This is a genomic window from Bacteroides xylanisolvens, from assembly GCF_018289135.1.
Lineage (GTDB): Bacteria > Bacteroidota > Bacteroidia > Bacteroidales > Bacteroidaceae > Bacteroides > Bacteroides xylanisolvens.
This window is the reverse complement of the sequence record NZ_CP072216.1, coordinates 4,295,425-4,320,793: the sequence shown is the minus strand read 5'-3', so window position 1 is coordinate 4,320,793 and position 25,369 is coordinate 4,295,425. Positions and strand designations below refer to the sequence as shown.

Annotated in this window: 19 protein-coding genes and 1 pseudogene; 14 read left to right on the top strand and 6 right to left on the bottom strand. The window is 40.5% G+C overall.

The window, feature by feature from the left end:
• Positions 1 to 94 precede the first annotated feature (94 nt).
• The 7 genes and pseudogenes from INE92_RS18240 to INE92_RS18210 all read left to right on the top strand — a co-directional run.
• Positions 95 to 730, top strand: a pseudogene (locus tag INE92_RS18240) (LPP20 family lipoprotein); the annotation flags it as partial.
• A gap of 30 nt (positions 731 to 760) precedes the next feature.
• Positions 761 to 1,342 (top strand): LPP20 family lipoprotein, encoded by a 582-nt coding sequence (locus INE92_RS18235; protein WP_004317057.1) that lies wholly within the window; start codon positions 761 to 763, stop codon positions 1,340 to 1,342.
• A gap of 68 nt (positions 1,343 to 1,410) precedes the next feature.
• Positions 1,411 to 2,418, top strand: a complete 1,008-nt coding sequence (locus INE92_RS18230) for a hypothetical protein (RefSeq protein ID WP_004317059.1) — start codon at positions 1,411 to 1,413, stop codon at positions 2,416 to 2,418.
• Positions 2,415 to 3,989, top strand: a complete 1,575-nt coding sequence (locus INE92_RS18225) for a hypothetical protein (protein WP_008770532.1) — start codon at positions 2,415 to 2,417, stop codon at positions 3,987 to 3,989. The genes INE92_RS18230 and INE92_RS18225 overlap by 4 nt, the downstream gene beginning before the upstream one ends.
• 12 nt (positions 3,990 to 4,001) lie before the next feature.
• Positions 4,002 to 5,288, top strand: a complete 1,287-nt coding sequence (locus INE92_RS18220; protein WP_004317061.1) for a hypothetical protein — start codon at positions 4,002 to 4,004, stop codon at positions 5,286 to 5,288.
• Positions 5,289 to 5,503: 215 nt separating this feature from the next.
• Positions 5,504 to 5,797, top strand: coding sequence for a nucleotidyltransferase family protein (locus INE92_RS18215; protein WP_004298496.1), 294 nt, complete (start codon positions 5,504 to 5,506; stop codon positions 5,795 to 5,797).
• Positions 5,781 to 6,167, top strand: a complete 387-nt coding sequence (locus tag INE92_RS18210) for a HepT-like ribonuclease domain-containing protein (RefSeq protein ID WP_004317062.1) — start codon at positions 5,781 to 5,783, stop codon at positions 6,165 to 6,167. Before INE92_RS18215 ends, INE92_RS18210 begins: the two co-directional genes overlap by 17 nt.
• On the opposite strand, the gene INE92_RS18205 is transcribed toward INE92_RS18210, so the two are convergent.
• Positions 6,131 to 6,340, bottom strand: coding sequence for a helix-turn-helix domain-containing protein (locus INE92_RS18205; protein WP_232286457.1), 210 nt, complete (start codon positions 6,338 to 6,340; stop codon positions 6,131 to 6,133). The genes INE92_RS18210 and INE92_RS18205 overlap by 37 nt on opposite strands.
• Between INE92_RS18205 and INE92_RS18200 the strand changes: the two genes are divergently transcribed.
• The 5 genes from INE92_RS18200 (at position 6,285) to INE92_RS18180 (ending at position 11,131) form a co-directional block, all read left to right on the top strand.
• Positions 6,285 to 6,644 (top strand): Gfo/Idh/MocA family oxidoreductase, encoded by a 360-nt coding sequence (locus INE92_RS18200; protein ID WP_004312271.1) that lies wholly within the window; start codon positions 6,285 to 6,287, stop codon positions 6,642 to 6,644. The two genes, INE92_RS18205 and INE92_RS18200, sit on opposite strands and share 56 nt — an antisense overlap.
• Positions 6,645 to 6,712: 68 nt before the next feature.
• A complete protein-coding gene (locus INE92_RS18195) occupies positions 6,713 to 7,990 on the top strand; it encodes a DUF3575 domain-containing protein (protein WP_004312272.1) in 1,278 nt (425 codons plus the stop codon).
• A gap of 9 nt (positions 7,991 to 7,999) precedes the next feature.
• Positions 8,000 to 9,007: a DUF5119 domain-containing protein gene (locus tag INE92_RS18190; protein ID WP_008775268.1), complete on the top strand. Its 1,008-nt coding sequence runs from the start codon at positions 8,000 to 8,002 to the stop codon at positions 9,005 to 9,007.
• A gap of 54 nt (positions 9,008 to 9,061) precedes the next feature.
• Positions 9,062 to 10,027, top strand: a complete 966-nt coding sequence (locus INE92_RS18185) for a fimbrillin family protein (protein ID WP_004312274.1) — start codon at positions 9,062 to 9,064, stop codon at positions 10,025 to 10,027.
• Positions 10,028 to 10,291: 264 nt separating this feature from the next.
• A complete protein-coding gene (locus INE92_RS18180; RefSeq protein WP_134993417.1) occupies positions 10,292 to 11,131 on the top strand; it encodes a helix-turn-helix domain-containing protein in 840 nt (279 codons plus the stop codon).
• A 624-nt stretch (positions 11,132 to 11,755) separates the two neighbouring features.
• Here INE92_RS18180 and INE92_RS18175 read toward each other — a convergent pair.
• The 4 genes from INE92_RS18175 to INE92_RS18160 form a co-directional block, all read right to left on the bottom strand.
• Positions 11,756 to 12,511: a succinate dehydrogenase/fumarate reductase iron-sulfur subunit gene (locus tag INE92_RS18175; RefSeq protein WP_004298485.1), complete on the bottom strand. Its 756-nt coding sequence runs from the start codon at positions 12,509 to 12,511 to the stop codon at positions 11,756 to 11,758.
• Between the two features lie 36 nt (positions 12,512 to 12,547).
• On the bottom strand, positions 12,548 to 14,527 hold the full coding sequence (locus INE92_RS18170) for a fumarate reductase/succinate dehydrogenase flavoprotein subunit (RefSeq protein ID WP_009038855.1): 1,980 nt from the start codon (positions 14,525 to 14,527) through the stop codon (positions 12,548 to 12,550).
• A 37-nt stretch (positions 14,528 to 14,564) separates the two neighbouring features.
• Positions 14,565 to 15,269, bottom strand: a complete 705-nt coding sequence (locus tag INE92_RS18165; protein WP_004298481.1) for a succinate dehydrogenase/fumarate reductase cytochrome b subunit — start codon at positions 15,267 to 15,269, stop codon at positions 14,565 to 14,567.
• A 211-nt stretch (positions 15,270 to 15,480) separates the two neighbouring features.
• A complete protein-coding gene (locus INE92_RS18160) occupies positions 15,481 to 16,350 on the bottom strand; it encodes a helix-turn-helix domain-containing protein (protein WP_004298479.1) in 870 nt (289 codons plus the stop codon).
• Between the two features lie 273 nt (positions 16,351 to 16,623).
• Between INE92_RS18160 and INE92_RS18155 the strand changes: the two genes are divergently transcribed.
• Entirely contained in the window at positions 16,624 to 17,586 is a 963-nt protein-coding gene (locus INE92_RS18155; protein ID WP_009038856.1) for a glycoside hydrolase family 18 protein, read from the top strand.
• A gap of 332 nt (positions 17,587 to 17,918) precedes the next feature.
• On the opposite strand, the gene INE92_RS18150 is transcribed toward INE92_RS18155, so the two are convergent.
• Positions 17,919 to 22,037, bottom strand: a complete 4,119-nt coding sequence (locus tag INE92_RS18150; protein ID WP_009038857.1) for a hybrid sensor histidine kinase/response regulator transcription factor — start codon at positions 22,035 to 22,037, stop codon at positions 17,919 to 17,921.
• Positions 22,038 to 22,227: 190 nt separating this feature from the next.
• On the opposite strand from INE92_RS18150, the gene INE92_RS18145 reads away from it, so the two are divergent.
• Positions 22,228 to 25,359, top strand: coding sequence for a SusC/RagA family TonB-linked outer membrane protein (locus INE92_RS18145; RefSeq protein WP_008775264.1), 3,132 nt, complete (start codon positions 22,228 to 22,230; stop codon positions 25,357 to 25,359).
• The last annotated feature ends 10 nt before the right edge of the window (positions 25,360 to 25,369 follow it).

Sequence of the window (25,369 nt, the reverse complement as noted above, 5' to 3'; positions counted from 1 at the left end):
CAAATGGGATAAAGAGTGCTTTAAATTATACATTTCGTTTTGTGAAATGAACTTTTCGTTTTAAAATGCGCGAACATTTCGATTTGCGGATTATACATTAGTACCTGAAAATAAGTCCGCTTCTCAAGGCAAGAATATGGCGGCGCGTGAATTGATAAAACGGTTGAACCGGGAGTTTGCACGTGAATTGAAGAAAATAACATTCGACAGAACCGGAAAGATTCCGGAAAGACAGAAGATGTTGCCGGATGTTCCTGTTCCGATAGTCGGTGCTTCCGTACCGGAAAAAGAAGCTGATCCGGTTATATCTGTCCCTGTTGTGGTGCCGGAAGTTATTCCTGCTCCTTTGGTTCCGGTTAAGTCCGCCAAACCAGAGAATCAAAAGGCAATTCGGGTTGAATGGTTGGATGGTGTCTTTGTTGAATTTGACAAACTTGCAACTTTAGGAGACAAATCGAGGATACATCTTAAGATTGTGAATACAAATGCTGACGATTGCGAAGTGGACTTATATAGTGGAAATCTGACGGTTATAAACGAAAAAGGTGAAGAATCTCCGATTGTCAGTGTCAAACTGGGTTCTAAGTTCAATGACCGCAGAGTCACTGCGCTCATTGTGCCTGATCTGCCTACGGAGATGGTTATTGAGGTAAGTAAGTTGCAATCTGTGGCACTGCTGCAATTGAAGGATTTCAAAAATAATATAGTGAAGTTGAGAGGCTTGAAATGAATCATATATTAACATTAAAAAAGACTTGAAATGAAAAGAATTAATTTATTGGGAACAGCATTGCTAACCATTGCTGTTATGACAAGTTGCGGTAGTTCAAAACCTGTAACACAAACAGTGCAGCAACCGGCAGTGCAACAGGACGTAGAAATTAATGTTCCTTGTTCGGGACCGGAATTTCAAACGAACAAAGAGTATTTTAGAGCTAGTTCGATGGGACTTTCTACGGATATGTCTATTGCAAAGAAAAAAGCGATGACGGAGGCCCGGGCTGAAATTGCTACTGCTATCAATGCAAAAGTGAAATCGGTAACCGATAGTTATGTTTCCTCTTATCAGCAAGGTGAAAATGATGAAAGCAAAAGTCGTTATCAATCATTGACCCGTACGGTAGTGGAACAGGAATTGAGCGGTACGCGTGTAATTTGTGAAAAAACCATGAAGACTCCTGATGGTAAATACAAAGTATATGTCTCTCTTGAACTGGCAGGAGAGGAAATCATGAATGCTATGGCAAATCGTATTAAGAATGATGACAAATTGCGCATTGACTTTGAATATGAAAAGTTCAAAAAGGTATTTGAAGAAGAAATGAGTAAAAACGCCCAATAATCAGCTTGTTTAGAACACAGAGGATAGTAATGATCTCTTTAATAACTACCCAACTATTTGAAGATTGAATGATGAAACTTAATTTGTCGGATATAAGATATAATTGGGTAGTTATTTTTATTATCCAGTTGCTTTTGTCTCCCGGTATTGATGTGTTTTCACAGGCAATGCCTGTTGATACAGTTTATAACCAATCTTATGACTGGAGACCGGGACAGCGGGAGACTTTGCCGGAATGGGTGTTTGCTTCTCAACGGAAAGGCCGGGTAGTTGGTATATCTGATCCTTGTATGAAATCCGAAGCTGCAAGGATGCTTGCTTTGCAAAGAGCGGCTTATCTGTATTCATTGCAGCAAGGGGTACAATTGAGACTTCTCTCGGACGTTTTTTCCACCATGGAGACTGCCAGTAATACATACGAAGACCAAAGAGACAAAATGCTTGTATTGGGAGTGATCGAACATCCCGTTCAACATGTTTCCTACCGGATTGAGCATGAATATACTTCTATATTTGGAGAGAAATTTCTGGAGGTATCTTTTACTCCATCGAATGATAGTTGCGATTTTTCTTATCATTCCATTAGTGAGTTGATGCTTTTGTTTACGAAAGAAAGGGTTGAGGAAGAAGAGGTGAAATTCAATTTATTGTTGGAATCGGATAGTTGTAGGGAGCAATCAGACCAGTCATGGTTTCAGCTTAAGGGAACACAGTCGTCTCCTCAAATAATTTCATATATGAACGGAGTTGAAATTTGTTCTTCACAAGAAGACTGTTGGTATGAAGATGTCGGTTTCGGAGGTCAGGGCGGACTGGAGAAGATGGATATGAGGAATGCCTTTTGGAATGCCTATATGTCTTCTTTAGTGAAGGCGTTGTTGTTATATCCGTTTTCTGATGTAAATGTCAAGCAGGTGGACGATCGTTTCAATGGCGGCACTGATTCCGGTTGTGGTTTGTATCGGGAGAAGGTTGTCGCTGTCTTGTCTATTTCCCCCTTTATCAAAGATATACGGAATAATAAGCTGTATGTGGATTGGCAGATAACAGAACAACAAAATATAATAAGGAAATGAGGAAAAATAGGATACGAATACTATCTATGGTAGTTTTTTCATTGTGTTTGCCGTTTAGTCTTTTTGCGCAAATAGATAAAGACATGAAGGAGTTTGACGATTTTGTGAAGCAGCAGCAAAAAGAGTTTGATGATTTTGTGAGCGAACAGAATAAGGAATTTGCCGAATTTCTGAAAGAAACCTGGAAAGAGTATGACTTGCAGAAGCCGGTGGCACGTCCTCAAAGGCCGGAGCCTGTAAAACCGGTCAGCTTTGACCATAAGAAGCCGGCAACAAAACCGCAAGAGGTTAAAGTAGGGGAGGTGACACGACTCCCCATTCCGACAGTGACTCCAAGTGCGACATTTTCTCCTTCAAAGGGGAAAACACAGGTTCCGGTTGTACCGGGAGGTAAAGATGTGGCTGTAGAACCGGAAAAGGATTTTGCGGTGCTCCCTGAAATAAAACCGGAAGTGAAGCCTGAAGAAACCGTTCCGGCCAAACGCTCACTTTCCGGTGTAGAGTTTTCGTTCTACAGTAAAGATTGTGTTGTCAATGCTTCATTGAAGAACCGGCTCACTTTAAAAGGGATTGCAGAGAAAGATATTTCTGCCGGATGGGAGACGTTATCGCGTAGCAACTATCAGCCTTTGATAGACGACTGTTTGGCTTTTAAAAAGGATAATGCCCTGAATGACTATGGTTATCTGCTGTTGACGAGGAAAGTGGCTACTGAACTATGTGGAAGTACTCATTCCGATGAAATAGCTCTTATGCAAATGTTTCTCCTTTCTCAATCGGGATATAGGGTTAAGGTGGCGCGTATGGATAACCGCCTTACTTTATTCTATGCTTCGGGTAACATGATTTATGCTACCTGTTTTATTACTTTGAATGGAGTAAACTATTACAGGTTTGATACTACCCCGAATAAAACTAATTCTATTTACACTTACAACCGTGATTTCGCCAATGCGAAGAACCCGGTAAATATGAATATCACTACTCCCCAACCCTTTTCAGGAACTTACGTGGAGAAAACGTTGCAAGCGAAAGCTTATCCATCCGTCAAAGTCTGCTCGAAAGTAAATTCGGGACTTATTTCTTTCTATAAGGATTATCCGCAATGTGACTTTTCTGTCTATGTGGGAGCTCCTGTCAGTCAGGAAGTACAACAGACGGTGCTTCCATCATTGCAAGCTGCCATACAAGGGAAAAAACAATCGGAAGCCGCTAATATACTGATTAATTTCGTGCAGACAGCTTTTGATTATAAGACAGATGGTGACCAGTTTGGTTATGAAAAGCCTTTCTTTGTGGATGAGCTGTTCTACTATCCTTATTCCGATTGCGAAGACCGTGCTGTGTTATACTCTTATTTGGTACGTACTCTTATGGGGCTTGATGTTGTATTGTTGGAATATCCCAATCACATGGCAACAGCGGTCTGTTTTGATGAAAACATTGACGGAGATTATATAACTGTAAGCGGAAAGAAGTACATTATTTGTGATCCTACTTATATCGGAGCTTCTATCGGGCTTGCCATGTCGCAATTTAAGAACGTGGCAGCCAAGGTGTTGAAATATTAATTTTATTATATTATGAAGAATATTAAAAAGTATTTGTGTGCCATTGTAATGATGGTTATTTCGATGACTGCATTTGCGCAGGAAGATGTTTTTAACGGTGACTGGCTAGGAGCAAATAAAGAAGGCGATTTAAAGGTTGCGTTCACATTGAATTGTGATGGTAATTGGCAATTGAATCCTTATAATGAGAATGCCAGATGCAATGGATTTATGGAAGTGAATATGCTGGAACCCGGTGGAAGGGAATCTTTGATGGCAACTTATGAGTTTTACGTCGAGAGTATGAACGGGAATGAACTGACTCTTTCTTTTGTAGGCGGACGTCCGGAGGTTGATGCCGGGATTTCCGGTCAATGCAAAGTCGTTTATAAGGATGATAAGTTGTCGTTTACCGGACTTGATAAAGGCGGAAAAGATGCTGCCTTTAATGGATTGACACTTGTAAAAAGCGGTAGTGGAGCTGATGCAATAGCTGATGCTGCGGCGGATGACGGAGTTCCTTTGGGAGTAAAGATATTGGCTGTTCTCCAACTGATTTTGTATATTGCCGTTGTTTTATTTATTGTGGGGCATATGTTTTTTGTATGGTATAAGGGCGCACGTTATAAAGAGGTTTTTACGGTAGAAGGAATGTTGAATAAACGCCTTGCAGCCGGAATGCCGGAGAAAATGACGGATGAAGAGATAACGGAGGCGTGGAAACTGATGGATGAGGCATTCGCTACTTGGACGGTGATTGAAAAAACAGATGATGATGAATTCAGAAAGCCGACAAAGATGAAGCAAATTAAGAAATCTGTTCTTTTGATTGATCAGGTTATCGGTATGTGTCCTACTGACGCTGATGTCATAGAACGCTTAAACTCATTGACTGATGTGATTAATAGTGGTGAAGAACGTCATTTTGATGGTTCCAGGAAATTAATCTGGTTAGGTGTCATTGTGGGTATCTTGATGTATTGGATGATGGGAGTCGGTATGATGTTTTCTACTTTAATAGCTACCGGTTTGTATGTGGTAGCGAGCAGGACGCCTCAATTCTTAATTGATAAGCGGGCACTTCGTGGCGGTGGAAACATTCATAATGGTATTTTTGCCGGAGTGTTCGGGTTATTGGCAGGAGCGCAGACAGTGCGGACAATATACAAGTTTAATGATGGTCATAAAGAATATTCTGATGATCATTCACAACATTGGATTGCTTTGGCAATCGGACTTGTCGTTTTGTTTGTATTGGCAATGATGATGGCGTTCTGGGCACTTCTGAACTATTTACGTAATTATGTTCTGTACTTTTGATGGATAAAACTAACATGATTGTTAATAATGGATTCGGCAGCATAATTAGGCTATTTATGTTTTGAAGTAGAATTTAGAGTAGTAGGTGTACAGGGGATCGATGAAAATTTGATGACCTGTGCATCTTTTTTTAATTAGTGATACCACAAAATATGATTAAGAATTTGCTAATTCCAATATTAATTTTAATATTTGCATTATAACAATAGTGTCAGTTGAAAACAAAAGATGAAATAATCGCTATTCTCCGGAATTTTAAGGAAGAATTTGGGGAGAGATATGGAATTGAAAAGTTAGGACTTTTTGGTTCTGTGGCTCGTGGTGAGCAGAAAGAGGATAGTGATATTGATATTTGTGTAAAGCTTCAAGATCCGGATTATTTTACTCGAATGGAAATAAAAGAGTCATTAGAAGAGCGTTTTAATGCAAAAGTGGATGTCGTGTCTTTAACCGCAATTATGCGTAGTTTATTTCGCAATCATATAGAGAAAGATGCAATCTATATCTAATGCTGACATATTGGATATGCTTCTTTTTGTAGAAGAGCGTATTAATACAACTATAGAAAGATGTGGTAGTGTCATTTCTGTAAATGATTTCTTAGCTTCTCCTGATAAGATGGATATTTTTGATGCAACTTGTATGCGTTTGCAAACCATAGGTGAGACTGTTAAGAATATAGATAATCTGACTAATCATGAATTATTGATAAATTATGCCGGTACTCCATGGAGGAGCATCATTGGACTGCGCAATATTATTTCTCATGAATATTTATCTATTGACCCCGAAGAAATTTTTAAAATAGTAAAAGTGCATCTGCCTGGATTGCTTCTTGCAATTCAGCAGATCAGGAATGATATTGCTGCTAGTATATGAGACCTTTGTAGCTTTCCTATTTTTTTATTATGCAAACGGTAGTCTTTAGGTGCCACTCCTATCCGCTTTGTAAACTTCTTATAGAAATGTGATCTATTCATAAACCCACTTTGATACATGATTTCTTCAATGGTGAGTGAAGTGGTCACAAGAAGTCTTGATGCAAAATTGATCCGTTGTTCTTTAATGAAGTTTTTGGGTGGGGATAAAATATCTCGTAGAAAATTCTTGGCGACTCCCGATCATAGCTATTTCCCGATTTGTATGGAGGCGATGAAGCTTGGCATCCATGTGTATGTGGAAAAGCCGCTTGTCAGAACTTCCTATGAATGTGAACTGCTGATGCAGGCGGAACAGAAGTACGGTGTTATCACGCAGATGAGTTACCAAGGACATTCTTTCTGTTTATTATTGACCTTAAACTCTCAAAACTTGCAAAATCGTTTCAATCGTTTCACAGAATCTTTCATGTCTTGATTTTTGTTTTAAAAGTATGATTCGGTTTGTTTTCTAACTTCTATATTTGTCAGCAGAAACGAACGACAATGAAACATGGTATCTATATATTGGCTATTCTTATGGTTTTATTAGGCCTTCCAGAAAGTGGGTATGCTTCGATTCCATTTTTCGCTGTTGCGAATGATACAATCCGGCGGGTAATGATATATTTTGATGCGAATGATGCGGGAGTGAATTCATGTTATAAAAGTAATAATCAGGCAATTGCAACTTTGGATTCTTTGCTTTCCGGGAATTTGGGTACGAAATATGTAACTGCGCTTAATGTGAAAACTTTTGTTTCTCCTGATGGCAATGAGTCTTATAATAGAGGTTTGGCTGCCCGAAGAAATGATTCGATAAAGGAATTCTTACAACGGTATAATTCGGATGTTAGTGTTGATAAGATTCATTTTTTTTCAGAGGGAGAGGATTGGTCGGAGTTTCGTAAGTTGGTGGCATCCGACTCCAACTTGCCGGATCGGGAAGAAGTGCTGATGTTGATTGATTATCATAAGAATGATATCGACAAACGGAAGCGACTGTTGCGAAAATTGAATCGGGGAATTGCTTACCGATACATTGTTCACAATATTTTTCCGGAACTGCGGCGATCGGTTATTACGATTGTTGGAGAAACTTCGAAATTAGGTAAAGAGGCTTTTGAACCGGTATCTTCTGTCTTCGGGTTGTTTGTTTCAAATCAGGAAGAGGCGCTTCCGAAAGATCAACCTGATAAGTCTGTGGGAGAAAGTGAAGAAAAACAGGCCTGTGAGGTCGATATATCGGAGACAGAAGGGCCGGTGAAAAGCCAAACTGTACTTGCAGTGAAGAATAATCTGTTATATGATTTGGCATTGGCACCGAATATAGAAGTAGAAATTCCGATAGGTAAGAGGTGGTCTTTGAATACTGAATATAAATGTCCGTGGTGGCTGAATAGTAAACACGATTTCTGCTATCAGCTCCTTTCTGGAGGGATGGAAGGACGTTGTTGGCTGGGAAACCGGCAGAAACGCAACCGACTGACCGGACATTTTATAGGACTTTATGCTGAAGGTGGAATATACGATTTCCAGTTACGTGGAGATGGGTATCAGGGTAAGTACTATGGAGCTGCCGGAGTGACTTATGGATATGCACGGCAATTGGCACGGCATTTTTCTCTAGAGTTCAGTCTTGGCATAGGGTATTTGACAACAGAATATAAGAAATATACTCCTTATGAGGGAGATATTATATGGACAAACAGTGGGCGTTATAACTTTATTGGCCCTACCAAGGCGAAAGTTTCTTTGGTATGGTTGATAACAACAAAGAGATAGGAGGGCGCAATGCGAAATACAAGATACAGGTTTCTTGTGCTTTTGTCCTCGCTGCTGATGCTGACCGGGTGTAGCCGTCGCGATATATTGGATGATTATCCCGTAAGTGGGGTAGATATAAAGCTGGATTGGGATGGAATGACAGATCAACTGCCGGAGGGAGTTCGGGTGATTTTTTATCCGAAGAACGGAGAAGGCAGGAAAGTAGATAAATACCTTTCGGTACGAGGTGGAGAAATGAAAGTTCCTCCGGGACGGTATTCGGTAGTAACTATGGGTTATAACTTTAACTCGGATCGTATACGAATTAGAGGAGAAGAGTCCTATGAATCTATAGAAGCTTATACAGAATATTGCAATGATTTGGGGATTGCAGGAATGGAAAAGATGGTTTGGTCACCCGATTCGTTGTATGTATTGAATATAGATGAGCTGAAAATAGAGAAGAGTGAAGAAGTGCTTCATTTAGACTGGAAGATGGAATCTGTAGTGAAGAAATATTTTTTTGCAGTAGAGGCTAAAGGTTTGGAGTATGTTGCAACAGTGGTAGGGAGCATTGATGGATTATCCGATTGTTACTGTATAGGCAAAGGTCGTGGAGTGTGTAGCTCACAACCTATCTACTTTGAGGTAAAGAAGGGAGACAATAAGGTAACGGCATCTTTCACCGCTTTCAAACAAGTAAAGGAAATGACAATGCCGACGCGAATGTCAATATCAGAGAGGGAAACTTCTAGTGAGAAAGATGCTATAATATTAATATTGAAATTTATCAAAACAGATAATACAGTTCAGGAAGCAACAATTGATGTTACTGAAATAATAGGTACACTTGAAAATGCTGGAACAGGGGAAGATGGAAAACCAACCCCACCACCGGAGATTGAGTTACCGCCTGATGATAAGATTGAAGTTGATAAGCCGGAAACACCACCGAATCCTGATGGAGGTGGAGGAATGGGTGGCAATGTTGATGGATGGGGACCCGAAGATAATGTTGAGTTACCCGTGAAATGAAATAGACGCTATAAACAAAATATAACAATATTATAAACTTAAAAAAATACAGTTATGAAGAAGATTTTATTGGCAGTAACAGCTGCTTTGGCAATTACGGGTTGCTCACAGAATGAAGAGTTTGAAGCCCCTTCACAGAAGGCCGAAATTAATTTTAATACGGCGGTAACTAGAGCTACTGAACTGGATATAGACGGTTTAAAGAGTTCTGGCTTTCAGGTTTACGCGTATAATACGAAGGCAGAGGAGATGAGTGCTACGGTGACTCTTTCGACACCATGGATAAATGGTTCTGCTACTTATTCGGATTCTAAATGGACGGTATCTGGAGGTCCATATTATTGGCCTCTTGCAGAAAATCTGCAATTCTTTGCATACTCTCCAAAAGACGGAGTTACATATACAGCTCCGAATGGTACTACTGATAAAGGATATCCTAAGTTTACTTATACAGTGGGAAATACAGCTGCCCTTCAAAAGGATTTAGTGATTGCATCTGTGGCAAATGCTCAAAAGAAGACAAATGAAGCAGCAACAGATGTTTCTTTAACTTTTAAACATGCATTGACTCAAGTAAATATCGAGGTGACAAAAGAGGCTGGTTATACCTATACTATATCTAAAGTGGAATTGACTGGAATTAAGGGAAGTGGAACATTTACATATGCAGGTGTTAACGCAGGGACTTGGACTGCAGGTACAGAGACAAGTGTCTCTTATGCATATGAACTTGGGGCTTTTTCAGATGATAAGACAGCTGTAAAAGCAGGTAATGCGTTGATGTTAATACCGCAAGCTCTTACTGATGCAAAAATATCTATAGAATATACCGTAGAGAAAGATGGAAGTAAGATTGCTGAAAATAGTAAGGAAGTATCTTTGACAAGTACTGCTGCATGGGCGTTTGGAAAGAAAATACTATATAAACTAACATTGCCTATTGGTGCTCAAGAAGTTGGTATCACTGCAACTGTTACTGGTTGGGATGCTGAAGATCCTGTAACTCCAACTGTTGACTAACACAAGATTAAATCTATGGAACCGATGTAATTTGTATGTTACATCGGTTCTTCTTGTGTTTTGGAATTATGATAGAAAATATAGCCTAGTTTCTCCAGAAAAAGACTGGGAATTTTAATTCTATATGTTACTTACATTTTTGTAGTGGATACCTTTTTTCTCTTACCTAACCTCTTTTTCACTTTTCTCTCTTTTTTTATGGCAATATGAAAAATTTCATATATTTTGCTGTTAACGTAAAATAAATGCAAACACAGCCAGCGTATGCCATCTATTTGTCAAGGAACTTGGGATTGCCAAATATGTCCAAAAGCGGTGAGTAATGCCATTACTCATGTGATTTATCAGCGTGGTTTTCATAAACCGGCTCAAAAGTGTGAAGAAAATCTTATCCTTTTTTTGATGAAGGGAGAAATACTGGTCAATAGTAAGGAATATGCAGGGACCATGCTTAAGGGAGGTGAATTTATCCTTCAGGCCATTGGTTCTATGTTTGAGATGCTTGTTATGACTGAATGTGAGTGCATTTATTATCGTTTTATTCAGCCGGAACTGTTTTGTGATTTCCGTTTTAATCATATCATGAAGGAAGTATCTCCTCCACTTATTTATACTCCATTAAAAATAATACCTGAATTGCAATATTTCCTTAATGGGTCTATCACTTATCTGAAAGGGGATAAAGTCTGTCGGGATTTGCTATCTCTGAAACGAAAAGAATTAGCGTTTGTGTTGGGATACTATTATTCTGATTATGATCTTTCGAGCTTGGTGCATCCACTTTCCAAGTACGTAAACAGTTTCCAATACTTCGTTATTCAAAACTATAAGAAAGTAAAGACAGTAGAAGAACTCGCTCAATTAGGCGGATATACTCTTAGTACATTCCGTCGTATTTTCAATAACGTCTTTCATGAACCTGTTTATGAATGGATGCTGGCACGGCGTAAAGAAGGTATTCTCGACGACTTGAATAACTCTAAATATAGCATTTCGGAGATATGCTATAAATATGGCTTTGAATCTTTACCCCATTTTTCTAATTTCTGCAAGAAATCTTTTGGTGCCTCTCCACGTAATTTACGTAGGCAAGACATTTCATAAATGCAACTATGTAAGATAATTGCGGTTCACCGGTTTCACCCAATTCTCTAAATGCCGATGAATAAGGTAACAGCGGGTGAAAGCAAGGAAGAAATTCAGGTGAAACTGAACCTTTCCGGTTTCACCTATTGAGTTTATTCATACCGACTGTTGGACATATAGATCCAAGATGCTGGATATATAGCTCCAAGATGCTGGATATATAGATGCAACAACTCAAGTATTAACACATGAGAACTAAGGTGTTAAGACCTGGCGGCCAAAGTGTTATATCCGCACAGTTCACTCATTAACACCTGAAAGCGGATTTGCTATAAGCATATCCGGATTAGCTATAATGATAATTGTTTTAGCTCAAGGGATATTTTAATAAGACAGGTGAAAGCGATAACGAATGATTTTACCTTATTTCAATCCTCGCTTTCACCCGTAATTCTCTCATTCATAACAGTTTCGGCTATAAGGTGAAATCGGTGAAACTTATGAATTAAAAGTTCATGTTACTGATCCGTATTAATAATAATTGTGATCTACTCATACATAAAGAAATCCCCTGTCGGACTAGCCGGCAGGGGATTCTGTCATTAATCAAATTAAGCTCTCGCTATTGAAATCTAGCAATTTCTAGTCTTTTAATTTTGCGATGATGAAGTCGCGGTTCAAGCGGGCGATGTTGCTGATAGAGATGTTCTTCGGACATTCAGCTTCACAAGCACGAGTGTTTGTACAGTTACCGAATCCCAGTTCGTCCATCTTTGACAACATAGCTTTTGCCCGACGCAAAGCTTCCGGTTTACCTTGCGGCAGCAAGTTCAACTGGCTGACTTTTGCAGAAACGAACAACATAGCAGAACCATTCTTACATGCAGCTACACAAGCACCGCAACCGATACAAGAAGCAGCATCCATAGCTTCGTCAGCGATAGGTTTCGCAATCAGGATAGCGTTAGCATCCTGCGGAGCACCTGTGCGTACGCTTACATAACCACCAGCTTGCATAATCTTGTCGTATGCAGTACGGTCTACCATCAAATCCTTGATGACAGGGAAACCAGCCGAACGCCAAGGTTCAACAGTGATGGTATCACCGTCGTTGAAACGACGCATATAGATTTGGCAAGTAGTAGCACCTGTTGCAGGACCGTGCGGGTGTCCGTTGATGTAAAGAGAACACATACCGCAAATACCTTCGCGGCAGTCATGGTCGAATACTACCGGTTCTTTTCTTTCGCTGATGAGCTGTTCGTTCAGAATATCCAGCATTTCGAGGAAGGAAGTATCGCCAGGGATATCTTTCATTTGGTAGGTTTCAAAAGCACCTTTAGCCTTCGGACCAGCTTGGCGCCATACCTTCAGTGTAAATGATATATTTTTATCCATTTTCTTCTAATTCTTTTAAATGTTTAACTTCACCGATTAGCTCTTGTAGTTACGGGTTTGAACCTTGATAGCTTCGTATACCAACGGCTCTTTGTATAATACCGGAGCTTTTTCATCGTCACCTTGATATTCCCAACATGCTACATAGAAGAAGTTTTCGTCATCACGTTTAGCTTCTCCTTCTTCAGTCTGGTATTCTTCACGGAAGTGACCACCACAACTTTCGTTACGGTTCAATGCATCGTAAGCAACAAGCTCACCCATAGTGATGAAGTCGTACAGACGGATTGCTTTGTCAAGCTCTACGTTCATACCTTCCTTAGAACCGGGGATAAACAAGTTCGTTTCGAATTCCTTGCGGATTTCTTTCAGTTCGGCGATACCTTTCTTCAGGCCTTCTGCCGTACGTCCCATACCTACATATTCCCACATGACATGACCCAGTTTCTTGTGGATAGAATCAACAGATTCTTTACCCTGGATGCTCATGAACTTGTCAATCTTAGCTTGAACTGCTTTTTCAGCTTCAGCAAATTCAGGAAGATCGGTAGAGAAACGAGGAACAGTGATCTGGTCTGCCAGATAGTTCTGGATAGTGTAAGGCAATACGAAGTAACCGTCAGCCAAACCTTGCATCAATGCAGAAGCACCGAGGCGGTTTGCACCATGGTCGGAGAAGTTACATTCACCGATAGCGAACAGACCCTTGATAGTGGTTTGCAGTTCGTAGTCTACCCAGATACCACCCATTGTATAGTGGATAGCCGGATAAATCATCATCGGGTTATAATATTTCACACCACTGATTTCTTTAGCCAGTTCGCCCGGATTAACATCAGTGATTTCTTCGTACATATCGAAGAGGTTACCATAACGTTGAAGAACAACGTCGATACCCAAACGGTTGATAGCTTCAGAGAAGTCGAGGAATACGGCCAAACCTGTGTTGTTTACACCGAAACCAGCGTCGCAACGTTCTTTAGCGGCACGGCTGGCAACGTCACGCGGAACCAGGTTACCGAATGCCGGATAGCGGCGTTCCAAATAATAGTCGCGGTCTTCTTCCGGAATATCACTTCCTTTGATTTCGCCTTTCTGGAGTTTTACAGCATCTTCTTTCTTCTTCGGAACCCAGATACGACCGTCGTTACGGAGAGATTCAGACATCAAAGTCAGCTTAGACTGCTTGTCACCATGTACCGGAATACAAGTCGGGTGAATCTGAACGTATGCAGGATTTGCGAATACAGCACCCTTGCGGTAGCAAGAGATAGCAGCTGTACAGTTACAACCCATAGCGTTAGTAGACAGGAAGTAAGCGTTACCATAACCACCAGTAGCGATTACTACAGCGTGAGCGGCGAAACGTTCCAATTCGCCTGTTACAAGATTTTTTGCGATGATACCGCGGGCACGTCCGTCAACGATGACAACATCCTGCATTTCGTAGCGGGTATACAGTTTAACAGTACCTACGTTTACCTGACGGCTCAATGCAGAGTAAGCACCCAGCAGCAACTGCTGACCAGTCTGGCCTTTAGCGTAGAAAGTACGGGATACCTGTGCGCCACCGAAAGAACGGTTATCTAGTGTACCGCCATATTCGCGAGCGAAAGGAACACCTTGCGCTACACATTGGTCGATGATAGCGTTAGACACTTCAGCCAAACGATATACGTTTGCTTCACGGGCACGATAGTCGCCACCTTTTACAGTATCGTAGAACAGACGGTAAACCGAGTCACCATCATTTTGATAATTCTTTGCAGCATTGATACCACCCTGTGCAGCGATAGAGTGTGCACGACGGGGAGAATCCTGAATACAGAAATTGAATACTCTGAAACCCATTTCACCAAGTGAAGCAGCGGCAGAAGCACCTGCCAGACCCGTACCCACAACGATGATGTCCAAACGACGTTTATTAGCGGGGTTCACCAATTTCTGGTGAGCTTTATAGTTGGTCCATTTCTCAGCCACCGGGCCTTCTGGAATTTTTGAATCTATCTTGATCATAATATTATTTACAATTTAATCATTTACAATTTACTATTTAGCAAGCACCGCCACAAATCAGTGTTTTCACGAAGAATACCACTACTACCAGTGCGAAACCGAGTACAACAATCGTAGAATAGATGTTAGAAATACATTTCCAACGATTGATCCATACTTTGTTGTTCCATCCCAGTGATTGCATAGAGCTCCAGAAACCGTGAGTCAGGTGGAACCACAAAGCAAACAGCCAAACGAGGTAAAGAACTACGTAAACCGGGCTAGAGAAAGTCTGCTGGATGTGATAAGCACCGTTAGCGGCATAAGCCAGCGTCAGTGTATCAGCGTGCATGCCCATGTTGTGCATCAGTTCCGGCAACTGCATTTTTGCCCAGAAGTTGAAGAGGTGCAAACCAAGACCTACGATGACGATCAGACCCAGCACCAACATGTTTTGAGATGCCCATTCTACAGTTTTCGGTTTGTCAACCACTGCATAGCGTTCGCTACCACGCGCTTTGCGATTCTGCATGGTCAGCCAGAATGCGTAGATGATGTGAATCACGAAAAGAGCAGCCAGTCCTGCGGTAGCCACTAATGCATACCAGTTTGCTCCCAGGAACTCACAAATCATGTTGTAACCATCAGCCGAGATGATCGCAACCAAGTTCATCGCCATGTGAAATGTTAGAAACAGGACAAGGGCGATACCGGTAACGCTCATCACCACTTTCCTTCCTACAGATGAATTACTTAACCACATAAATGATTGAATTTAAATTATTTAATTGTTAGAACTAAAATTTCGACGTTTTACACCTCTTACGGACTGCAAAAATAGGGGAAATAGATTGATTGAGCAAGGAATTAAAGAAATAATTCTTTAATAATGGATCAATACGCCAATGTGTCAATATGCCAGCCAGTATGCGCGCATGGTGCAACTGATTGGCACATTAGTAGGATGGGACTGTTTATTGTACCTTTCCGATTTTCTCACCACCGGCTGCTTTTTTGCGTAAAGCGCGTGGGGTATCGCCAAAAGAGTCTTTACAGAAGTGTGCGAAATGCGACAGGGAGTCGAATCCGTATCTGTTACAGATTTCAGTGATTCGCATTTTGGTGTGCTGCAGGTCTTCCAGGATTCCTTCCCGTTTCTTTTCCAGTATCCATTCGTATACGGGCACACCATAGAGGTTTTTGAAAAGGCGGCGGAAAGTAGTGGTCGTATATCCTCCCAGATGCGCAAATTCTTCCACGTTCTTCACGTTGCTGTAATTCTGCATGACGAAATAGTGGAAACTTTCCGTATAAGTGCTGATCGGATAGAAGAATGAACCCAGTTGGGGCAGCGGATAGAAGTTGGTAATCAAGAAAACCAGTTCTTTGCATTTTAAGTCGATATACTTGCTGCAAGGGTTTTCTTCAGCGAGGAATTCGGGCATACTGGTGACAAGGTGGTAAAGCCTTTCGCTCATAATCAGTGGAGTGTAGGTCAAAGGAGCTTCCGCCTGTTCCATCATTTCCTTATATCGGTCTTCGCAAAGCAAAGGCAGTTCGTTGAACCAGTAGACAACGTATTCAACATCTGTCAGTGCCAGTATTTCGACCTTGGAGCCAATAGCTTGCAAAACAATTTGTCTCTCGCGTAACGTTATTCCGGGATGCTCTTCGCTATTGATAAGTAATTCGCCCTTTATCATAAAAAGCATACAATTCTGCGTACACTTATCCTTGGGGATATGCTCTCCTTTAGGTAAGTTTCTATATACAAGGATATTCTCAACATTTTTTGGACATCCCGTACAGTTGGTATATTGTATGCAAAATGAATCTCCTGGCATGAGTTTTATGCGTGATTTATTATCTTAACGGAACAAAGATAGGCTTTTTTTGCGGAAAATGGAACTCTTTCTTTTATTTATGTTTTAGTAGAAACCTGCAAATATTATTCTTATCCCTTTGGATGATGTTAGAGAATTCAATATTTATCTGTTGTAAATTTCTGAATAGAAAACTTTATGTTGATTTTTGGAAGTATTATAGTTGTTTTTGAACATCTGTTTGCTTTTGATATGCGTATTTTTGCGATCTAAACGTTTTAATTATCAATCATTATGCTAATGCTAAGAAAAATTGTATTCTTCCTTTTTGTGTTTGTTGGATTATCATTGTTTGCACAACAAGACTATATGGTCAGTTCTTATGTGCGGGGTAATTTTTACAACCGTGGTCGTATCTCTACAGAAAGCTTGCGGGCAAGTGACGACCTTATTTTCTTGAATGTTCATCCTAATAAAGACGGATCATTGTCATTTGAGAATCCACGTGCATTTCAGGGAAAAGGGGTGACCACTTGGGAAGGTTTGATTAAATCGGTTCGTGCAAAAGTAAAAGGTACAAAAGTGAAAATACGTTTGGGAGCTTCCAGTGGCGAATGGAAAGCGATGGTGGCCGATGAGGCCGCTCGTACGACGTTTGCAAAGAACATAAAGACTGTACTGGAAAAGAATAAACTGGATGGCATTGATCTTGATTTTGAGTGGGCAGAAAATGAGAAAGAATATAAAGATTATAGTTTGGCTATCCTGAAGATGCGGGAAGTGTTGGGAAACAAGTATCTTTTCAGTGTATCTCTGCATCCTGTTTGTTATAAGATTAGTAAGGAAGCTATTGAAGCTGTTGATTTTATTTCACTTCAGTGCTATGGTCCTTCACCGGTTCGTTTTCCGATAGAGAAATATTGTTCGGATATACAGATGGTATTGGAGTATGGTATTCCGAAGGAAAAACTGGTGGCAGGAGTTCCTTTTTATGGGGTGACCAAAGATAATTCAAAGAAGACAGAGGCTTATTTCAATTTTGTACAGGATGGATTGATTACAAGCCCGGCACAGAATGAAGTGGTATATCAGGGAGATACTTATGTATTTGACGGTCAGGATAACATTCGTATCAAAACCCGTTATGCAAAGGAACAGAAGCTGAAAGGTATGATGAGTTGGGATTTAGCTACGGATTTGCCGTTAAGTGACAGCAGGTCATTACTAAAAACAATGACTGAAGAATTGAGGGAATGACTTAGTTCGTACGACTGCTGCTTGTGAATCCTTTTTGTAGATGCTGTCTAACAGGCTCTGTTTTAATAGGTTCCTCCCCTCCTTTATTATAATTAGATTTATAAAGAATGTGTTAAAACACTTTTCTTTAGAGAAATACTTCTGCCGCATCGTTTGAAGTGGCCTCCAAAAAAGTTGGACGGTTTATAAATTAGCAAGATAGATAAAGAGTTCGGTATTAGCACCGGACTCTTTCCTTTTAATTTAGGCATTATGACTTTACCCTCTTCTTTTTCGGTAGGAGCTTAATTCGTTTTTCAAAACGTATTAAATGTAAATGGCTCTCTCCCTTTTTATGATTGTATGATCTGCTTCAGGTAGTCCGAAGGCGAGACGCCAAATTCCTCTTTAAAGCATTGACGGAAATACCCCGTACTGTTCATTCCTACCTTATAGGCGATTTCAGAGATGTTGAACTTCCCTTCAAGCAATAAACGTTCTGCATTCTGCATTTTCACTTTCCGGATATATTCGTTGGTCGATAATCCTGTCAGTGCTTTCATTTTCCGGTAGAGGGTGGAACCGCTCATACACATCTTGTCTGAAAGATAGGTAATATCAATTTTCTCCGAAGAGAGGTTTTCTTCGATTAAAAGGGTGATTTTTTCAATAAATTCATTATCCAGCTTGCTTAGAGCTTCGGCGATTACGATACGTTTTTCTTTTAAATCTGCCTGATTGCCCGGAACGGATTGTGTCTGGAATTGAGCTATCAGTTTCTTTCTTGATTCCAGCAGATTATTGATACGGCTACGCAGCAGAGAAGCACTGAAAGGCTTTGTCAGATAAGAATCGGCTCCTACCTCATATCCTTCTTCTTTATCTTGCAGAGAATCCTTGGCTGTCAATAAGATGACAGGGATATGACTGGTTCGTACGTCCTCTTTCAATTGCCGGCAGAGGGTGATACCGTCCATGACAGGCATCATAATATCGCTGACTACAATATCTGGGATGCGGCTAAGAGCTTGTTGCTTCCCTTCTTCTCCATTGTAGGCGGTGAGTACTTCGAACGAATCAGCGAAGGACTCGGCGATATATTTCTGTATCTCTTCATTGTCTTCTACAATCAACAGGATTGGTTTGCCGGTATCCAGTGTGGTTTCTTGTGGATATTCAAGGCTTGCTTCCTGATTCGTATCTTCTTGAATCGGTTCTGTAGAATCTGCGTGTAAAGCATTGGGATAGATATTATCCGTCAATAGGCTGATATAGAAGGTACTTCCTTCGTTTTGCATACTTTCTGCCCGGATTTCTCCTTCATGCAGGGTGACCAGATTTTTCACTAGGGCCAAGCCAATGCCTGTTCCGGATGCCTGATGCTTGCCGCTTTCCTGATAATAACGGTCAAAAATATGTGGCAGGGCTTCAGCAGAAATTCCATATCCCGTGTCACTGACTTTTATCTCCGTATAAGCAACTTCATTGCGCATTGTCTGATACAAACTTAGAGTGACGCGTCCCTGTTCCGTATATTTGATCGCATTGGAAATCAGGTTGTCCAAAACGATGGTAATGATTTCCTTATCAAAGAAAAGGAGCATTTCTTCTTTCTCTATCTGAATCTGGAAATCAATCCTGGTCTTTTGATTTAGTTCTTTGTATTTAAGCCCTATCTCATAGATCAGAGGAGCGATATTGCCTTTGCTGACACACAATTTCTTGTTTTGTGTCTCTGTCTTCCGGAATTCCAGTATTTGATTAATCAAGTTGAGCAGCCGTAGTGCACTCTGATGAATGACAGATAACTTCTGGGCTTGTTTTGCCGGAAGTGAGGTTTCTTTTTGCATATCTTCCAAGGGACCGAGGATTAAGGTCAACGGTGTACGTAGTTCATGGGTGATATTGGTGTAGAACCGCAAACGTTCCTGGTTCAATTCCTGTTCCTGCTCATGGTTTTTCTTTTCCAAAGTATAGAGGCTTTCCAAATCCAGCTTCTTTTTATATGCATGCAGGATAAGATAAATGATGCTGATAGATACCAAAATATAGATAAGTTTTGCCCACCATGTCAGCCAAAGAGGGGGATTGACACGGATGGTAAGTGAAGTCGCTTCTTCCGGCCATTCCTGATTATGTACCCTTGCTTTGATGAGGAATTCATATTTTCCCGGAGGAATGTTTCGGAAAGTGACGCTGTTGTTCTCATTGACGGTGTACCATGAGTTTTCAAGCCCTTTCAGCATATAAACATATTCCACTTGGTTGACTAGTGAGTAGTTTTGTACGTTAAATGTAAGTCCAAAGCTATTTTGCGCATGACTTAGTTCTACATTCTGTCCTTTGGATAAATTGATAATCATGTCATTATTTTCCAGGTTGCTCAATCGTCCGAGTATTTTCATTTCTGTGATAACTGCTGCCGGAGCTGGTTGTTCGTTCATGGTGATATCGGGATTGAAGCAGCATACTCCATTGATAGAACCGAAATAAATCCATCCGTTCTTGTTTTGTGTTACACAACTGCTTGAGAAACTTCCCGCCGGTACATCATCAGAGTGACCATAGTTGTAAAAACAGTCTTTGCTTGTAACATAACAGCTGATCCCTTTGTTGTTACTAAACCAGATATTTCCTTTTTTGTCTTCTGCTATAGCGCAGATATTCGTATTGATCAAGCCGTCTTTCCGTTGATAAGTCTTATAATTCAGTTCATCGGTAGACAGGAAACAAACCAATCCCTCTCCTGTTCCTATCCACATTCTTTTTTGTTTATCTTGTATGATCTGGTTGATAGTATTGGAACAGAAACCATCCCTTTGAGTGAACGTTTTGATTTTTTGTAAGTCCGGAGTGTATATACCAAGTCCGTCTCCGAAAGTCCCAATCCAGAAACGCCCTTTCTCATCTTGAGCTATGGAGCGTATAAAGTTGCTTTGTAGTTCGCTGTTTTCTGTATTATAATGTCGGATAATCTCCATTGTAAGAGGGTTCAATACAACAATCCCTCCACTGTATCCTACCCAAATGTTGTGTTGGGCATCTTCATAGATCGTACGAACATCCTGATTAGACTGCCCCATAAGAGAGATGGAACGGAATTTTTTATTCCGGTTATCATAATAGCTGATTCCCCCTTGGTAGGAACCAAACCATAAATTACCTTTTGAATCCTGCAAAGAGGCTAATATAAAATTCGAAGGAATATTTCCACTCTCTTTTTTATAGATAGCGATACGTTTCTCTCCTTCAAATACATTGATTCCTCCACCGTCTGTTCCGATCCAAACCCGTCCTTGTCTGTCCATACAGAGGCTACTGGCTACTTTATTGTTCAAACTGTTCTCATTGTTTGGAATAGGAGAATAGCTCAATGTGGTGAACAAAGGTGATTTACTGCTGATAAAATTGATTCCTCCTCCCCATGTTCCTATCCAAATGTTATCAAAAGAATCCTGAAATATGCATCGGGCACTTGCGTTAGAGAGGCTTCGGCTATCGTCACCTTCCTGTATGTATTCAAGAGAAATCTCCTCTGGTGAGAGAAACATACTTTGTTTTAGGTTCAATATAGCAATGCCATTCAGCTCGGAGGCAATCCAAAGCTTATTATCTTTTAGTTGGCGGATAGATAATATACGACTGCATAAAGTGTCATACTTGTCATTCTTGTTTTTTTTGAACGTAATGAAGTTTTCATTAGCAGCATTATATAGGGCCAATCCTTTATTTGTACCTAACCAGATATTTCCGTTCGTATCTTTTATAATACAAAACACATCATTACCGGGTAAACTCATTGGGTTTCCGGCTTCGTTCCGGAAGTTTTTTACACTTTTATCTTTAAGAGAAAGAATACTGAACCCGCTTCCGACATGTCCGATATACAAATTCCCATCACCTCCGTCCAATACTGTCCATGTTTGCTCACAGGGTAGATCGGGAACTGTATTTTTATTATAATGAGTGAATTGTCCGCTGGTGATATCAAGATATTCTATACCTCTATAATAGGTACTAATCCATAAACCATCATCATGTTGAGTGGAAGGAGAAATGTCTGTTACGTCATTCGTAATCAAACTATGTGGATTCTTCGGGTTATGCTGATAAGCGGTAAATGTTTGCTCATTATAATTATATGCATTTAGTCCGTCTCGTTGAGTGGCTATCCAAATAATGGGACGTTTCGTGTCAGCATACACCCGGTTAAGCTCGTTGCCGGTGATTCCCTGATTGTCCTGTGTCAAATCATTTTTATAGTAAGTAGTAAAGCGGGTACCGTCAAACTTATTAAGTCCTTCTTCTGTGGCAAACCATAAGAACCCTTGTTTATCTTGTGTAATGCTGACTACATAATTATTTGATAATCCTTGCTCTATCCCCAATCTTTTTACGGAATGAGACTGGGCTATCAACTGAAAAGTTGATAACAAGAATAAAAATAGAATAGAAGCAATGTGTTTTTTCATAACTCGTGCTTATTTGTTTCAATTACAAGTCCAAAAATAGGAATAAATATTTTATTTAGAGTATACAAATCGTTCATTGCATGATTTGTGTAGTTCTTCTGCATGATTTTTGTTTATTCAGTCTATATCAATGACGTATATTTGTGTTCGAAAAAACAACAAAAAATGTTTAATCTTTAAATTCTAATTTATGAGGTATTTAAGAATCTTATGCATATGTGTCATACAGCTGTTTCTGTCTGCTGTTGCATTTGCACAAACACAAGTTACAGGACATGTAGCTGATGTAAGGGGAGAGGATATCATTGGTGCCAATGTAACTGTAAAGGGAACTTCTAATGGGACAATTACAGACATCGATGGTAATTTTACAATTAATGTAGATGATAAGAATGGAACACTGGCAGTCTCATTTATTGGTTATAAGACTAAAGAAGTGAAGATTGGCGAAAAGGCACGTCTTCAGATTGTTCTTGAAGAAGATACCGAAACTTTGGATGAAGTTGTAGTGGTAGGTTATGGTACACAAACCAAGAAAAGTTTGACCGGAGCAATCAGTGATGTCAAGTCTGATGCGTTGACACGTTCTGTTTCTACTACTACTGCCGGAGCGTTGTCCGGTAAAATAGCAGGTGTATCTACACGTGCTGTGGATGCTCGTCCGGGTAGGGGAATTAATCTCGAAATTCGTAATATGGGTAGTCCGCTGTTTGTAATTGATGGTATTCCTTATGGAGGTATGAATAGTCGTGACTGGTTGCAGGCATCGGATGTTTCCGGTAGTGATGTCTTTAATGCTCTAAACATTGAAGATATTGAAAGTATCACAGTCTTGAAGGATGCTTCTGCTGCTATTTACGGTTTGCGTGCATCAAATGGTGTGGTTTTGGTAACTACCAAGAAAGGTAAAAAGAATGATAAGGTAAGTATCAATGTAAATGGATATTATGGCTGGCAAAACCTGACCCGTTTCCCGAAATTGGCAAATGCGGGACAATATGTAAGAGGGCTGGCTGAAGCAGCGCAGAACAGAGGCGAAGATCCAAGCAAGCTATATAGCCCCGAAGAACTGGCGAAATGGGAAGCTGGTACGGAACCGGGATATAAGAGTTATGACTATTATGATATGGTGATGAGAAAAAATGTGCCGCAGTATCACATCAATGCTAATGTGACGGGTGGCTCTGAAAAGACTAACTACTACCTTTCTGTAGCCCATACCGGACAGGATGCTATGATGCGTGACTTCAAATATGAACGTACTAACCTTCAGTTGAATATTGATACAAAGATTACAGACCGTTTTACGATCGGTGCACAGATCAGCGGTAAATACGAAAAGACCGAAGATGTAGGTTTGCCTGGCGGTGATGGATATTATTCGGCTATTTTGTCTATGTTCAAAATGCAACCGATTGAAAGTCCTTATGCTAATGATAATCCGGAGTATATCAATAATGTACATGAGAATGGTTACAATCCGGCAGCTTTTAGCCGTGATATTGCCGGCTATAAAGATAATCTGACTCGTAATGCCAATATCAATGCTTATGCGCAGTATGATTTCTCATTTGGTTTGACTGCAAAGGCTACTTTCTCGTACAATTATACTAACAGTCGTTTTGACGGTTATCAATATGCTTATCAGATTTATACCTACGATAAAGAGAAAGATACTTATAATGGAACTCCTGCCGTAGGACGTTGGAGAAGTCAAATTGATCGTAGCGTTCCTGCGCGTTATATGCAGTTACAATTGAATTATGCCAAACAGATTAAGAATCACAATATTTCGGCTGTTTTGGGTTATGAAGCCTCCGATTACGATTGGACTAAGAAGACTTATGGAACAGAACCTTCTACCGACTATTTGCCGCTATTGCAGTTCGATGAACTTAACAGTTTCGGTGATGAATGGAGCTACGAGGCACGTGCCGGATGGATTGGCCGTATCAATTACGATTTTGCTCATAAATATCTGGTCGAATTACTGGCTCGTTATGATGGTTCTTATCTTTATGCAGCGAATAATCGTTGGGGATTCTTCCCGGGTGTATCTATCGGTTGGAGAATCTCGGAAGAGAAATTCTTTGAAAAGTTGAGACCAGTTGTAGATGATTTAAAGATTCGTGCTTCTATTGGTCAGACAGGTACAGAAAAAGATGTAAAGTTGTTCGATTACTTGAGTGGTTATACCTGGAATAATGGTAACGCTGTATTGGATGGTGAACTGGTTACCGGACTGAATCAAAGAGGATTGCCTATTACAAATTTGTCCTGGACTAAGAATACGACATCGAATATCGGTTTTGATTTGACTATGTTCAATAATCGTTTGAAGATCACAGCCGATGCTTTCCGTAAGGATATTACTGGTGTGCCGGCTGCTCGCTATGATGTATTGCTTCCGAGCGAAGTAGGCTATTCGTTACCTAACGAAAATTTGAACAAACAAGCTTATATCGGTGCGGAGGGTATGGTTACATGGACCGACCATATCGGTGATTTGAACTATACTGTAAGCGGTAACTTTACTTTCTCACGTTACAAAAGTATTGAGACTTACAAACCGCGTTTTAATAACTCTTGGGACGAATACCGCAATTCGGCGGAAGGCCGTTGGGGAGGTATTTATTGGGGGTATCAGGTTATCGGACAATTCCAGTCGGAAGAAGAAATTCGTAATTATCCGGTAAACCTGGATGGAAATAATAACCGCACCCTGCTTCCCGGTGACTTTATCTATAAAGATGTGAATGGTGATGGCATCATCAATGGTATGGATGAGCGCCCTATCGGTTATCCTGAAGGCTGGGCACCTATCATGTCATTTGGTGGTAATATTGGTTTGCAGTGGAAGGGCATTGACTTGAATATCGACCTTTCCGGTGGTGCTATGCAAGGATGGAGACAGAACTATGAGTTGGCCAATGCATATCATGGCAACGGAAACTCTCCGGTTTATTTGTTGGAAGACCGTTGGCATCGTGCCGACTTGTATGATCCGGATAGTGAATGGATACCGGGACGTTATCCGGCCATCCGTAAAGGTGAATTCAGCTATAACAATAAGAATAGTGACTTTTGGTTGCACAACGTACGCTATCTGCGTATCAAGAACCTGGAAGTGGGTTACAGCCTGCCGGCTCAACTGTTGAGACCGATCCGTGCACAGAAGGTACGTGTTTATGCGAATGTTTCTAACTTGTGTTCGTTCGACAATGTGGGTAAGTTTGGAGTCGATCCTGAAATTACCGCCGCAGCTGCAGTGGTATATCCGCAACAACGTACATTCCTCCTTGGATTTAATATTACATACTAAAAACGAAAGT